At 71.0% G+C, this 13,672-nt stretch carries 11 protein-coding genes; 6 read left to right on the top strand and 5 right to left on the bottom strand.

Going from position 1 to position 13,672, the window contains the following annotated elements:
• Positions 1-71: 71 nt before the first annotated feature.
• The 4 genes from eccCa to ACZ6TI_RS06965 all read left to right on the top strand — a co-directional run bounded on the left by eccCa (position 72) and on the right by ACZ6TI_RS06965 (position 6,388).
• Complete coding sequence (gene eccCa, locus ACZ6TI_RS06980; protein ID WP_465344041.1) at positions 72-4,025, top strand: type VII secretion protein EccCa; 3,954 nt, start codon at positions 72-74, stop codon at positions 4,023-4,025.
• Positions 4,026-4,193: 168 nt separating this feature from the next.
• A complete protein-coding gene (gene mycP, locus ACZ6TI_RS06975; protein WP_465344040.1) occupies positions 4,194-5,471 on the top strand; it encodes a type VII secretion-associated serine protease mycosin in 1,278 nt (425 codons plus the stop codon).
• 66 nt (positions 5,472-5,537) lie between these two features.
• Positions 5,538-6,125, top strand: coding sequence for a DUF2975 domain-containing protein (locus ACZ6TI_RS06970; protein ID WP_465344039.1), 588 nt, complete (start codon positions 5,538-5,540; stop codon positions 6,123-6,125).
• On the top strand, positions 6,125-6,388 hold the full coding sequence (locus ACZ6TI_RS06965; RefSeq protein WP_465344038.1) for a helix-turn-helix domain-containing protein: 264 nt from the start codon (positions 6,125-6,127) through the stop codon (positions 6,386-6,388). Before ACZ6TI_RS06970 ends, ACZ6TI_RS06965 begins: the two co-directional genes overlap by 1 nt.
• Before the next feature lie 167 nt (positions 6,389-6,555).
• Here ACZ6TI_RS06965 and ACZ6TI_RS06960 read toward each other — a convergent pair whose 3' ends face one another.
• The 5 genes from ACZ6TI_RS06960 to ACZ6TI_RS06940 form a co-directional block, all read right to left on the bottom strand.
• The gene (locus ACZ6TI_RS06960; protein WP_465344037.1) at positions 6,556-7,734 is read right to left on the bottom strand and encodes a MarP family serine protease; all 1,179 of its coding nucleotides are present in this window, start codon (positions 7,732-7,734) and stop codon (positions 6,556-6,558) included.
• Between the two features lie 31 nt (positions 7,735-7,765).
• Positions 7,766-8,449 (bottom strand): NUDIX hydrolase, encoded by a 684-nt coding sequence (locus ACZ6TI_RS06955; RefSeq protein WP_465344036.1) that lies wholly within the window; start codon positions 8,447-8,449, stop codon positions 7,766-7,768.
• Complete coding sequence (locus ACZ6TI_RS06950) at positions 8,446-9,039, bottom strand: TlpA family protein disulfide reductase (protein WP_465344035.1); 594 nt, start codon at positions 9,037-9,039, stop codon at positions 8,446-8,448. Before ACZ6TI_RS06950 ends, ACZ6TI_RS06955 begins: the two co-directional genes overlap by 4 nt.
• Positions 9,036-9,833: an endonuclease III gene (gene nth / locus ACZ6TI_RS06945; protein WP_465344302.1), complete on the bottom strand. Its 798-nt coding sequence runs from the start codon at positions 9,831-9,833 to the stop codon at positions 9,036-9,038. The genes ACZ6TI_RS06950 and nth overlap by 4 nt, the downstream gene beginning before the upstream one ends.
• Positions 9,834-9,900: 67 nt before the next feature.
• Complete coding sequence (locus tag ACZ6TI_RS06940) at positions 9,901-11,094, bottom strand: CapA family protein (RefSeq protein ID WP_465344034.1); 1,194 nt, start codon at positions 11,092-11,094, stop codon at positions 9,901-9,903.
• A 203-nt stretch (positions 11,095-11,297) separates the two neighbouring features.
• Here ACZ6TI_RS06940 and ACZ6TI_RS06935 point away from each other — a divergent pair, with 203 nt between their 5' ends.
• Entirely contained in the window at positions 11,298-11,975 is a 678-nt protein-coding gene (locus tag ACZ6TI_RS06935) for a Crp/Fnr family transcriptional regulator (RefSeq protein WP_285686067.1), read from the top strand.
• Positions 11,976-12,190: 215 nt separating this feature from the next.
• Positions 12,191-13,627, top strand: coding sequence for a carboxyl transferase domain-containing protein (locus tag ACZ6TI_RS06930; RefSeq protein ID WP_465344033.1), 1,437 nt, complete (start codon positions 12,191-12,193; stop codon positions 13,625-13,627).
• The last annotated feature ends 45 nt before the right edge of the window (positions 13,628-13,672 follow it).

Here is a 13,672-nt window from a genome sequence, read left to right as displayed (position 1 = left end):
TGAGCGCGGCGCGATGCCCGCCTGTGGACACTCGAGGTCAGGCGCAACGGGGATGAAAGGGACAGCTTGTCATGAGTACGACCGTGATCAAGCGGTCCGCCCGTCGTCCGGCACCGGAAATTCCGGCCGGCGAGATCAACGTGGATCCACCACCGGAGATCCCGCAGGACGGTGGGCGGCGCTGGCAGCAGGCCGTGATGGTGCTGCCGATGCTCGGCGGCTCGGTGGCCATGGCGATGATGATGGGCCAGGGCCGCGGCGGCGCTTTCTCCTATGTGGTCGGCGGCCTGTTCGGCGTCTCGTCCCTGGCCATGCTGGCCACCTCGTTCGGCAGCAACGGCTCGCCCAAGAAGGCCGAGATGATGGCCGCCCGGCGGGAATACCTTCGGCATCTGGCCAACCTGCGGCGCCGCGTCCGTGAGACGGCGAGCAAGCAGCGGGTCGGCCTCTATTACCGGCATCCCGAGCCGGGCCAGCTCTGGTCCACCGCGAGCAGCCACCGGGTGTGGGAGCGCCGCCCGGTCGATCCGGACTTCGGGGTGGTCCGCCTCGCGGTCGGCCCGCAGAGCCTGGCCACGCCGCTGATCCCGCCGGTCACCCGGCCGCTGGAGGATCTCGAGCCGATGACCGCGGGGGCGCTGCGGCGGTTCCTGGACGCCTATTCGGTGGTGCCGGATCTGCCGGTCGCGGTGTCGCTGCGCGGCTTCGCGCGGGTCTTCATGCGCGGGCCGGAGGCCGATGCGCGGGCGCTGACCCGCGCGGTCCTGGCCCAGCTCGCGGTCTTCCACGCGCCGGACGATCTGATCATCGCGGTGTGCGCCGGCCCGGAGCGGCGAGCGTCCTGGGAGTGGGTCAAGTGGCTGCCGCACAACCACCACCCGAGTCGCGTCGACGCGCTCGGTCCGGTGCGGCTGGTGGCCAGCTCGGGCCCCGACCTGGAAAAGATGATCGAGGATGTGATCGGCAACCGCCCGCGGTTCAACCCGGCGGCGATCGGCACCAGCCAGCCGCACGTGATCATCGTGCTGGACGGCATCAATCTCGAGGGCGCCACCCAGCTGGACGACGGCATCGACGGCGTGACCGTGCTCGACCTGGACGAACAACCCCCCAAGCTGCTGGACCGCTCGCTGCTGGTGCTGGAGGTCAAGCACCACGGTGGCCGGCGTGACCTGCATACGTACGCGATGGAGCACGCGGCCGACGTCGGCACCCCGGACCGGCTGAGTGAGCCCGAGGCGGAGGCGATCGCGCGGCGGCTCGCCCCGCTCCGCCTCTCTGCCACGTCCAAGTCGCCGGACACCCCGCTGGCCACCGAGATGGGGCTGGGCGAGCTGCTCGGCATCGCGGATCTGGACACGTTCAGCGTGGCGCAGAGCTGGCTGCCACGGCCGAATCGCGACAAGCTGCGCGTACCCATCGGGGTTGGGGGTGATGGCGCACCTATTGAACTCGACCTGAAGGAGTCGGCGCAGGACGGCATGGGCCCGCACGGCCTGCTGATCGGCGCGACCGGCTCGGGCAAGTCCGAGTTGCTGCGCACGCTGGTGCTGGCGCTGGCCGCCACGCACTCGTCCGAGACGCTCAACTTCGTGCTGGTCGACTTCAAGGGTGGCGCGACCTTCTCGTCGCTCGACCGGCTGCCGCACACGGCCGCCGTGATCACCAACCTGGCGGACGAGTTGCCGCTGGTCGACCGCATGGTGGACGCGATCGACGGCGAGCTGTTGCGGCGTCAGGAGCTGCTGCGCAAGTCCGGCAACTTCGCCAGTCTGCGCGATTACGAGCGGGCCCGGCTGAGCGGGTCGGCACTGCCGCCGTTGCCGTCGCTGCTGGTGATCTGTGACGAGTTCTCCGAGCTGCTGACCGCGAAACCGGACTTCATCGACCTGTTCGTCCAGATCGGACGTCTGGGACGTTCGCTGGGTGTGCATCTGCTGCTGGCGTCGCAGCGGCTCGAGGAGGGCCGGCTGCGCGGGCTGGACACACACCTGTCCTACAGAGTCGGCCTGCGGACCTTCTCGGCGCTCGAGTCGCGCGCGGTGCTCGGCGTGCCGGACGCCTACGAGCTGCCGCGCTCGCCGGGGCACGGCTACCTGAAGTTCGGCACCGAGCCGCTGATCCGCTTCAAGGCGGCCTATGTCTCCGGCACCTATCGCAAGCCCGGCAGCCGCGGCGCCGGGGTGAGCGGCGACGGCGCGGAACCGCAGGTGCTGTCCTATTCCACGCACTACGTGCCGGTGCCCAAGCCGATCAAGCCGGTGCAGCCCAAGACGGAGGAGAACACCCCGGCCGGCGAAAGCATGATGGACGTGATGGTGGCCCGGCTGGCCGGTCAGGGCCCGCCGGCGCATCAGGTGTGGCTGCCGCCGCTCAACCAGTCGGTCGCTCTGGACGAGCTGCTCGGCCCGGTCGCCGTCGACCCGACCCGGGGCCTGGCCTTCGCCAACCCCGAGCTGCACGGCGCGCTGCAGGTGCCGATCGCGCTCATCGACAAGCCGCGCGAGCAGGTGCGCGACGTGATGTGGCTGCAGCTCGGCGGCGCGGCCGGGCACGTCGCGGTGGTCGGCTCCACGCAGAGCGGCAAGTCCACCGCGCTGCGGTCGCTGGTCTGCGGCCTGGCCCTCACGCACACCCCGGCCGAGGTGCAGATCTATTGTCTCGACTTCGGTGGCGGCGGTCTGACCGTGCTGCGGGACCTGCCGCACGTCGGCGGCGTCGCGGCCCGGCAGGACCACGCGCGGGTGCGGCGCACGGTCGGCGAGATCCAGACCCTGCTGGCCGAGCGCGAGCAGCGGTTCGCCGAGGCGGGCATCGAGTCGATGGCGTCTTATCGCCGGCGTCGCGCCAACCCGGCCGCGGTGGCCGCGGATCCGTTCGGCGACGTGTTCCTGGTGATCGACGGCTGGTCGTCGATCCGCAGCGAGTTCGACGAGCTCGAGCACGTCATCACCGACATCGCCACCCGCGGCCTGTCCTACGGCATCCACGTGGTGGCCGCGACCACCCGGTGGATGGACTTCCGGCCGGCCATCCGCGACCTGCTCGGCTCCAAGCTCGAGCTGCGGCTCGGCGATCCGAGCGACTCGACGATCAACCGGCGGGCCGCGATCAACGTGCCGGAACAGCCCGGCCGTGGTCTCGTCGAGCACCCGACGGACAACAAGAAGAGCCTTCATTTGCTGACGGTACGCCCGGAATTGAGCAGTCTCGACACCAGCGAGCTGGTCAAGGACATCGCCACCAACTGGCGTGGACCGCTCGCGCCGCGGGTGCGCATGCTGCCGCCGTCGTGGGCGTACACGGAAATGGATCTTGAAAAGAGCACGGGTCTCCGGCTGCCGATCGGGCTGTCCGAGCAGGATCTGTCGACGGTCGAGATCGACTTCTCCACGGACCCGCACTTCCTGCTCTTCGGCGACGCCGAGTGCGGCAAGTCGTCCTTCCTGCGCGCGCTGGCCAGCACCGTGATGCGGCGCTTCCAGCCGGAGGAGGCCCGGATCATCCTGGTCGACTACCGCCGCAGCCTGATGGACCTGCCGGAGACCGAGCACCGGATCGGCTACGGCATGCAGGCCGCCAAGACGCTGGAGCTGATGGAGTCGGTCGCGGGTTACATGGAACGCCGCCTGCCCGGCCCGGACGTGACCGCGCAGCAGCTGCGGGACCGCTCGTGGTGGACCGGCCCGGAGTTGTTCGTGCTGGTCGACGACTACGACCTGGTGGTCTCCGGCCCGACCAACCCGCTGCAGCCGCTGCTCGAATACCTCCCGCAGGCCCGCGACATCGGCCTGCACCTGGTGATCACGCGGCGGGCCGGTGGCGCCAGCCGATCGCTCTACGAGCCGGTGATCCAGCGGCTCCGCGAGCTCTCCTCACCCGGTCTGGTGATGTCCGGCCCGATCGACGAGGGCGCGCTGATCGGTCCGGTCAAACCGCTCCCGATGCCACCCGGCCGTGGTCGACTGCTCACCAGGCGTGAGGGAGTGCGCCTCATTCAACTGGCCCATCAGCCGCCCTACTAGGGCGAACGTACTTTGCGTGCGATCCGTCCGTACCGAGCCCGGCAACATCGCGTGGATTCGGAGTAATCTCCCTCCATCGACCGACCCCTTCACCAGATTGGCCCGTCGTCCAGTGAGCGCATTGACCAACTCCCCCGGGGGCATCGGTGCGTGCGGCGGTGCACGTTGGTGAAGGGTGGGCGGCTGGCCGTCCGGGCCACGTCCGTCGCGCTGGTCGGCCTCGTCGTCGCGGGTTTCTCGGCGGCGCCCGCGTTCGCCGCCCCGACCACGCCCGGGCCGCTGAAAGCGCTGGAGAAGGCTCCGCTGTCCGGCGACAGCGTGCGCAACGACCAGTGGCACCTCAAGACGCTCAACCTGTCGGCCGCCTGGACCGTGGCGAGCGGCGCCGGCGTCACGGTCGCGGTGATCGACTCCGGCGTGGACTCCAGCCACGTCGACCTGCAGGGCCAGGTGCTGGCCGGCCTCGACCTGGTCGACGCGAAGGGCGACGCGGACACCGACCTGGTCGGCCACGGCACCACGGTCTCGGCGATCATCGCCGGCAAGGACGACGACAACGGCGTGGTGGGCATCGCCCCCAAGGCAAAGATCCTTCCGGTACGCGTGCTCGACCAGGCCAACCGTTATGACGACGCGATGATCGTGGCCAAGGGCGTCCGGTGGGCGGTCGACCACGGCGCCCGGGTGATCAACCTGTCGCTGGGCGGCAGTGGCAGCAGCGCCGCCCTGGCCGCCGCGCTGGATTACGCGTTCGCCAAGGACGTGGTGATCGTCGCCTGCACCGGCAACACCAGCGCCTCGTCCTCGACGGGGGTCTGGTACCCGGCCCGCGAGCCCGGCGTGATCGCGGTGGCCGGCATGGAACGCTCCGGCGACGTGATCTGGGGCGGCTCGATCACCGGCGCCGAGACGGTGGTGACCGCCCCGGCGACCCAGCTCCTCGGCGCCAAGCCCGGCGGCTATTGGCGGGTGCAGGGCACCAGCTTCGCCGCCCCGATGGTCTCCGGCACGGCCGCGCTGATCCGGTCCCGCTGGCCGGACATGCCGGCCGGCGAGGTGGTCAACCGCATCATCAAGACGGCCCGCGACCGTGGCCCCCAGGGCCGCGACGACAAATACGGCTACGGCCTGATCGATCCGACCGGCGCGCTGACCGCCGAGATCCCGGCCGTGGCGAGCAACCCGCTGGACACCTCACCCCCGCCGGGCGTGGCACGACTGGGCAGCCCGCAGGTGTCGGGCCAGGCGCAGTCGGCGCCGAACAAGCTGGGCGCCGCCCAGCGCGGCACCCCCGCGGTGCCGGGCAAAAATGCCGGCAGCGCGGTGACCGCGGGCTCCCAACCCGAGCCGGCGCCGTCGAACAGCTGGTGGGCCGCGGCGATGCTGTTCGGCCTCTCGGCCGGCCTCGCCGTCGTGGTGATCCGCCGCTTCGCGCACGTCAACTGACACCCACCTTGACAACCCGGTCTACCTTATCGATTATCAATGCATCGATATTCGATAAGGAGCGGAATGTTGAGATCAGTTCGCCCGCTGCAGCAGATCCGGCGGCTGCTCACCCTGATGCTGTGGCTCGACGCTCTGCTCGTCGTCAGCGTGCTGTTCCGGTTCGACGGCCCTGGCACGCGACGGTTCGAGGTGTTGCCGTCGGTGGTCCTCGGCCCGCAGCCGCGGTTGCTCCAGCAGGACAATCCGCAGCTGCGGATCGAGACGATCGGTGTGTCCCTGCCCGATCCGACGCTCTGGCAGACGGTGCTCGACGCGTTCAGCCACGGCCTGCCGTGGGCGCTGGCCACCGTGCCGATGCTGCTCATGGCCCGGCGGCTGGTGGACCACGCCGTCGCCACGCACCCGTTCACCGAGGCGACCGCCCGCGGTGTGCGCCGGCTGGGCGTCGTCGTGCTGGTCGGCGGGGCAGCCGCCGAGGCGGTCCGCATCCTGGCGTTCTTCCTGCTCGTCGCGAATGCGGCGCCGGGCGCGTTCGCCCTGGTCGGTGAGATCCAGTTCTGGTGGCTGTTCGTCGGCCTGCTGCTCTTCGGCTTCGCCCAGATCCTCGATCACGGCCGCGGGCTGCGGGCCGAGCTCGACGAGGTGGTCTGATGCCACCCGAGGAGCACCACCGCGTCGTGCTGCACCTGGACGACCTGCTGGCCGACCGCGGGCTCACCCTGACCGAGCTGGCCGACCGGGTCGGCCTGACCCTGGCCAACCTGTCGATCCTGAAGAACGGCCGGGCCAAGGCGATCCGCTTCAGCACCCTGACCGCGCTCTGCGACGTGCTGCACTGCCAGCCAGGCGATCTCCTCGAGGTGCAGCCGCGCTCAGGCCACACCGCGGAGCCTTCCGTCCACCGACCGGTCTGATCGTGCGGGCGATGCTCGCCGGGGGCGACGCGCCGCGGCCGCGAAAGCTGACCGCCAAAGCCGCGCCGCGGCCGCGGCCGCCGACCACCAAAGCCGCGCCGCGGCCGCGGCCGCCGACCACCAAAGCCGCGCCGCGGCCGCGGCCGCCGAAGCCGCGCCTGCGAAAGCTAAGCGCAGTCGCCCGTGCGGACGCCGCGGGTGCGCTCCCTGCCCTGATTCGCGGTGCCGGCGGCCTCGCGGGCGGTCAGCGCGAAGCCGACGTTCCGATCGTCCTGGGCCGCCGCGAAGATCACGCCGAGCACCTTGCCGTTGGGCGTGACCAGCGGACCGCCCGAGTTTCCGCTGCGCACCAGCGCCCGGATCGTGTAGATCTCGCGGTTGACCTCGCCGGAGTCGTAGATGTCCGGGCCCGGGATGTTGCCCACCTCGCTGACCCGGGCGGACTGCGCGTCATAAGGCCCGTCCAGCGGGTAACCCAGCACGATCGCGCTCGCCCCGGAGGCGGCCTGCTTGTCCACGAAGGACATCTGCGGCGCGCGCAGCCCGGGCACATAGATCACCGCCAGGTCGCGCTTGGGGTCGTAGACCACCACGGTGCCGTCGAGCCGGCCGTTGGTGGTCTCCACCTGCACCTCGCGGGTGCCGGCGACCACGTGCGCGTTGGTCATCACCCGCTCGCGGGCATAGACGAAGCCGGAGCCCTCGATGCGCCGCGAACAGCTCGGCGCGGTGCCCAGCACCTTGATCACCGATTTCTTGCTGTTGATCACGACCTGCGATTTGGCCAGCGCCGGGTCGGGGGCAGCCACCTCGCGAGCGTTGGTCGGGGTGAGTCCGCTGAAGACCTCGGGGAAGCCGTTGGTGTCGAGTGTGGTGCGCAGCGCCGAGGACAGCGCCTGGGCCTGCGCGGGCATCAGCTGGTTGATGCCGTCGAGCACCGCGCTGCTGCGCACCTCGCGGTTGAGCCAGGGCAGCGAGGTCGACTTCAGCGGGATGGCGACCAGCCAGGCCACCAGCAGCACCGCGATCAGCGACACGAGCGCGCCGCCGGCGTCGTCCACCCGCTGCAGCGGCCGGCTGGTGATCGATCGGCGCAGCTTGGTGCCGAACCAGCCGGCCAGCGTCTGCCCGAGCACGGCCAGCGCGAAGATCGTCACCAGCGACACCACCACTCGGACCGCGCCATCCGCGAACTGGTTCGCGATCAGCGGGCCCACCTGAAGACCGATGAGCGCGCCGCTGAAGAAGCCGCCGAAGGACAGGGCGCCGATGACGAACCCCTGCCGATATCCGCTGATCGCGAAGACAAGCATGAGCAGGATCAGGATGCCATCGACCACGTGCACCAACTCAGCGTAGAAGTGACGGACCACCGGCTCACGGGACCACCTCGTCGGGCGCGCCGCCGGACGTGGCGGGCACCGGCGCCGAGGCCTCGGGCAACCCCTCGACCCGCTCAGGATCCCAGGGCCGGCTCCACCCGGCCAGGTCCAGAAGGGTGGAGATGACGCCGGCGGTGAAACCCCAGACGAGCATGCCGCGGACCCGGAACGCCGGGCCGATCCAGCCGGTGGGGTGGCGGATCCGCAGGCGGTTGGCCGGGTCGACCAGCTCGGCCACCGGCAGCCGCTCGACCCGGGCCACCTCGGCCGGCTGGCACGGGTGCACCGGGTGCGGCGCGTGCCACCAGGCCAGCACCGGGGTGACGACGAACGAGCTGACCGGGATGAACAGCTCCGGCAGCGTGGTCAGCACGGTGGCGCTGGCCGGATCGAGGCCGACCTCCTCGCCGGCCTCACGCAGGGCGGTGGCCGCCGCGTCGGCGTCGGTCGGGTCGGCCGCGCCGCCGGGGAAGGCAGGCTGTCCGGCGTGGTTGCGCATGGAGGCGGCCCGCTGCAGGACCAGGATGTCCGGCTCGCCCGGCCGCTCCTCGCCGAGCAGGACCAGCACGGCGCTGCGTCGCCCGACGCCTTTCGGCGCGCGCAGGGTGGTGAAGTCTTCGGTGCGCAGGGAAGGCACCCGCCCCAAGAGGGGCTGCCACCACTCCGGCAGATCGCTCACGGCGTCACCGTCACACCGGTGTGCGTGCGCACCAGCGACGACAGCTCGCGCGCGTCCACCGGCACCGGATGCACGAACCCACGACCGGCCGAGTCGACGAAGACGGTGACCGGCAGCGTGACCGCGCCCAGGGCGGCGAGCAGCTGCCGATCGCGGTCATAGAGCACCGGCATGGTCACCTGACGCGCCGCCGCGAAGGACGCCGCGGCCTCCCGGCTGTCGCCCACGTCCACCCCGAGCACCGCGACCCGGCCGTCGGCCCGGTCGGCCAACGCCTGCACCACCGGCAGCTCCTCGCGGCACGGCCCGCACCAGGACGCCCACAGATTGATCACGGCCGGCCCGCGCAGGCTCGGCAGCGCGACCGACTGCCCGCCGGTGAAGCACGGCAGGGTCAGATCGGGCAGCGCCACCTGGCCCTCGGTCAGGGCCGGAACGGGCGCCGGCGAAGCGGAGGCGACGAGGGTCGCGCAGTCGTCGAACGGCGAGGGCGTCTCGGCCTCGGCCGCTGGTGGCGACGTGGACTCGGCCGTGCAGGCGGCCAGCAGCAGCACGAACGGCAGGAGGAGCCACAACGGGCGAGCCCTCACGGCGCCTCCGGCGAGCGGACGGCCGCCGCGGGCACCAACGCGGGATCAACCCCCGCGTGCGCCGCCAGGTCGCGTGCCCGCGGGCCCTTCAGCAGCTTTGCCGCACCGGCCGCGTCGGTCGGGCCGGTGCCGTAGGACGGGCACATCGGCGCCAGCGTGCACGCGCCGCAGGCCGGTTTGCGCGCGTGGCAGACCCGCCGCCCGTGGAAGATCACCCGATGCGACAGCATCGTCCAGTCGCGCTTCTCGATCAGATCCGCCACCTGGAATTCGATCTTGACCGGGTCTTCCTCGTGCACCCAGCCGAAGCGGTTGACCAGCCGCCGGAAGTGCGTGTCGACGGTGAGCCCGGGCACCCCGAACGCGTTGCCGAGCACCACGTTTGCCGTCTTGCGCCCGATGCCCGGCAGGGTGACCAGGTCGTCGAGGGTGGCCGGCAGCTCGGAGTCGAAACGATCGACGAGCGCCTGGCCGAGCTTGATCAGCGAGTCGGTCTTGGCCCGGAAGAAGCCGGTCGGCCGCAGCACCGCCTCCATCTCCTCGCGGTCGGCCGACGCGTAGTCCGCCGGCGTGATCCAGCGCTTGAAGACGGTCGGGGTGACCTCGTTGACCCGCACGTCGGTGGTCTGCGCGGACAGGATGGTGGCGACCGCCAGCTGCAGCGGCGTCTCGAAATCGAGCTCGCAGTGCGCGTCCGGATGCGTCTCGGCGAGCTCGCGGGCCATCTTGCGGGCGCGGCGCTTGCGACCGATCGGCGTCTCCCCGGCGAAACGCCTGGCCGCACGGGCGAGCACGGTCGCGGCGGTCGCGGCAGCGGGCGGAGTCACCGGTAAAGAGTACGTCGCAGGTGCGACAGCCCGGTCAGCGTGGCGGACGGATCGATCCGTCGTCGCCGATCCGCGCCGCGGAGCTGCCGAAGTCGTCCTCGGACAGGTCGGCGATCAGCTTGCGGCCGCGCTCCTGCTCGTCGTCCCGGGTCGGCACCCCCACCGCGTTCATGTAGGTGGAAAGCACCTTGCCGCCCCGGAACGACCCGTCCGGCGCCAACTCCACGTGCAGGATCGCGCCGTATTTCAACACGCCCGTGCTGGACAGCGTCTTGCCGCCGCCGGCGAAGTTGCCGAGGCTGTAGGCGATCAACTTGCCCTGGTAGAACTCCATGCCGCGCAGCACGTGCGGACCATGCCCGATCACCACGTCGGCGCCCGCGTCGATCACCGCGTGCGAGAACTCGATCGGGTCGCCCCGGTTCTCCCCGAAGAACAGCTCGTTGCCCGGCTTGACGTGCGTCTTGTCCGAGCCCTCGGCGCCCATGTGCACCTGCACCACGACGAGGTCGGCCTCGCCGGTCGCCTTCTTCACCACCGAGCGCGCCTGGTCGAGGTCGTTCAGCTTGTTCGCGCCCTCGTACGACGAAAAGCCGACCACCGCGACCTTGACCCCGTTGGTCTCCACTACGGTGACCTGGTCCTGGGCGCCGGTGTGCTCGAGCCCCTCGGCCTCGAGCGCCTTGACCGTGTTGCGGTAGCCCTGCGACCCGAAGTCCTTCGAGTGGTTGTTGGCCGTGTTCAGCAGCTGGAAACCGGCGTCCTTGAGGTGCTTGGCATAGGAGGTCGGCGAGCGGAACGCGAAACAATTGGCGCGCGGCGGCGACCCGCACTTGGAGGTGCCGGTGTCGCCGGTGAGCGGCTGCTCGAGGTTGCCCATCACCAGATCGGACTTCAGCCCCTCGGCCACCGAGTCGAAGAAGCCCGCACCACCGTTGGCCGGCAGCTTGTTGGGCGCGCTGCCCATGATGATGTCGCCGGTCGCGGACATCTTGATCGACTCGACGCCGGCCGACTCCTCCCGCGGCGCGGCCGACTTCACGGACGGCGCCGCGGATGAAGGGGCAGACTCCCACTGCGCCGACCGGTCCGTCTTGTCGCGATTTGTGGCCAGGGCGACCCCGCCGACACCCATGCCGAGCAGCGCCGCGACCACGACGGTGGCGGTGGCGGTGAGCAGGGGGTGGCCGAACAGGCCGCGACGCGCGGGCGGGGGGTGGGCATTCATCGACGGCGACGATACCGTCGGGTGGCAACCGCGGACGACGGTCGTTCGGCCCATCACAGCTCACCGAGAGCGACGAAATTCGCGGCCGTCACAGCCGCAGCGATTACGCTGCGGGACTTGGATCAAGGGGTGCCCGCCCGATTCCGGCCCGCGTGCGCCTAGACTGATCGAGCGCGGGTAGACGCGCAGGTGGAGGTGCGGCGATGGATGAGGTGCTGGCGCGCAGCGGGATCTTCCAGGGCGTTGACCCGGAGGCCGCGGAGGCGCTCGCCAAGGAGATGGACACGATCGAGGTCCGCAAGGGCGACATCGTCTTCAATGAGGGTGAAGCCGGCGACAGCCTTTATATCGTGCTCTCCGGGAAGATCAAGCTGGGACGCCGGGCGGCCGACGGCCGGCAGAACCTCGTCTCGATCATGGGCCCGTCCGACATGCTCGGCGAGCTCTCCCTGTTCGACCCGGGCCCACGGACGGCGACCGCCACCGCGGTCACCGACACCCGGCTGGCCCGGCTGAAGAAATCGTCCCTGCGGCCGTGGCTGAACAACCGGCCGGAGATCGCCGAGCAGTTACTGCGCGTGTTGGCACGACGGTTGCGCCGGACGAACGACGCACTGGCCGACCTGATCTTCACCGACGTGCCCGGCCGGGTGGCGAAAAACCTGCTGCAGATGGCCGGCCGGTTCGGCACCCGCGACGGCGGCGTGCTGCGGGTGACCCACGACCTCACCCAGGAGGAGCTCGCCCAGCTGGTCGGCGCCTCCCGCGAAACGGTGAACAAGGCACTCGCCGACTTCGCCTCGCGCGCATGGCTGCGGCTCGACGGCAAGAGCGTCATCATCCTCGACCCGGAGCGGCTGGCGCGCAGAGCGCGGGTCTGACCGACTGAACGCATCGACAGGGGCCGTCCGATCTGGGCGGCCCCTGAGTCGTGCGCGAAACACAAGGTCCAGCCACCTGATTGAAGGACGCCAAGATCCGTGTCGCACCCGGTCAGCCACTCGTTGTGGAGGTGGTCGAGAGGCACGACATCTCAGCGAGAGGGCGCGGACTTGAGCAAGGCAGGGGCCGGCGGGCTGCGCAGCGGGGTGACGACATGACCGTCCTCGACAGCGCGATCGACCCGCGCACCCCCGCCTATCTGCAGAGTCGCAGCAGCATGCTGGAGCGGCTGGCCGAGCTCGAGGTGGCGCTGGACCAGGCCCGGGCGGGCGGCGGCGAGAAGTGGGTGACGCGGCACCACGCCCGCGGCAAGCTGCTGCCACGCGAGCGGGTCGAGATGCTGCTCGACCAGGACAGTCCGTTCCTCGAGCTGTCCCCGGTGGCGGCCTGGGGCTCGAGCTATCCGGTCGGCGCCAGCGTGGTCACCGGCATCGGGGTGGTCGAGGGCGTCGAGTGCGTGGTGATCGCCAACGACCCGACGGTGGACGGGGGCGCGGTCAACCCGTACACGGTGGAGAAGATCCGGCGGGCCGCGCGCATCGCGGCGGTGAACCGCCTGCCACTGGTCAATCTGGTCGAATCGACCGGGGCCGCGGCCCCGACCGGGCCGCCGCCGGGCGGCGCCATCGCCCGCGACCTCAGCCAGCTCACCGCGGACCGGGTGCCGACCGTGTGCGTGGTGTTCGGCGCGACCACCGGCGACGCGGCCTACCTGCCCGCGCTCTCCGACTACACGATCATGGTGCGGGGGCACGCCAAGGTGCTCACCATCCACCCCCAACCGGTACGCGCCACCGCGAACGGCAGCGGCCCCGAGGTGCGCAGCGCCCCGACCGTGCCGGCCGGCGTGACCGGGCCGGCCGACCAGCTGGCCGAGGACGAGCGCGACGGACTGCGGCTGGCCCGCCAGTGCGTACGCCGCTTCAACTGGCGCAAGCGCGGTCCGGCACCCCGCACCGTCCCGCCCCCGGCCCCGCGCTACGACGCGGAAGCCCTGCTCACGATGGCCGGCGCCGAGGTCTTCGACCCGCGTGAGGTGCTGGCCCGGATCCTGGACGACAGCGACTTCGACGAGTTCAAGCCGACCCAGGGCACCGCGCTGGTGACCGGCTGGGGCGAGCTGCACGGCTACCCGCTCGGCGTGGTCGCCAACCTCGGCGGCACCTTCACCCCGGCGGAGACACAGAAGGCGGTGCACTTCATCCAGCTCGCCAACGCCACCGACACCACCCTGCTGTTCGTGCAGTACACCGGCAACGCCACTGTCGAGGACCGGGAGGCGGCCGACGTGCGGCACGGCGCGCCGCTGGTGCACGCGGTCGCCAAGTCGACGGTGCCGCACCTGACGCTGATGATCGGCGGCACCCCGGCGCAGGAGATGGGCGGCATCTACGGCCGCGCGTACGAGCCGCGGTTCCTCTTCAGCTGGCCGGTGGAGCGGCCGGCCGAGGAGCCGGATCAGCGGCGCAAACTTCCCGACGACGGGGTCATCGACCCGCGCGACACCCGTACCGTGCTGGGCCTTTGCCTTTCCGCAGTGCATAGCGCGACCGTCCAGGGCGCCGAGCACGTGGGCGTCTTCAGACCCTGATTCGCCTAAGCCGCGCCCCTCAGCCGGCTTTCGCCGCACCAGCTT

This window comes from Actinoplanes sp. NPDC051388 (assembly GCF_055586225.1).
Note: the sequence above shows the minus strand (reverse complement) of the source record. Positions and strands in the feature narration are given on the sequence as shown.

Coding starts and splice junctions, on each gene's coding strand:
- eccCa (WP_465344041.1), top strand. CDS start 72: ATGAGTACGACCGTGATCAAGCGGTCCGCCCGTCGTCCGGCACCGGAA.
- ACZ6TI_RS06930 (WP_465344033.1), top strand. CDS start 12,191: ATGACCGTCCTCGACAGCGCGATCGACCCGCGCACCCCCGCCTATCTG.
- ACZ6TI_RS06940 (WP_465344034.1), bottom strand. CDS start 11,094: ATGAATGCCCACCCCCCGCCCGCGCGTCGCGGCCTGTTCGGCCACCCC.
- ACZ6TI_RS06965 (WP_465344038.1), top strand. CDS start 6,125: ATGCCACCCGAGGAGCACCACCGCGTCGTGCTGCACCTGGACGACCTG.
- ACZ6TI_RS06970 (WP_465344039.1), top strand. CDS start 5,538: ATGTTGAGATCAGTTCGCCCGCTGCAGCAGATCCGGCGGCTGCTCACC.
- ACZ6TI_RS06935 (WP_285686067.1), top strand. CDS start 11,298: ATGGATGAGGTGCTGGCGCGCAGCGGGATCTTCCAGGGCGTTGACCCG.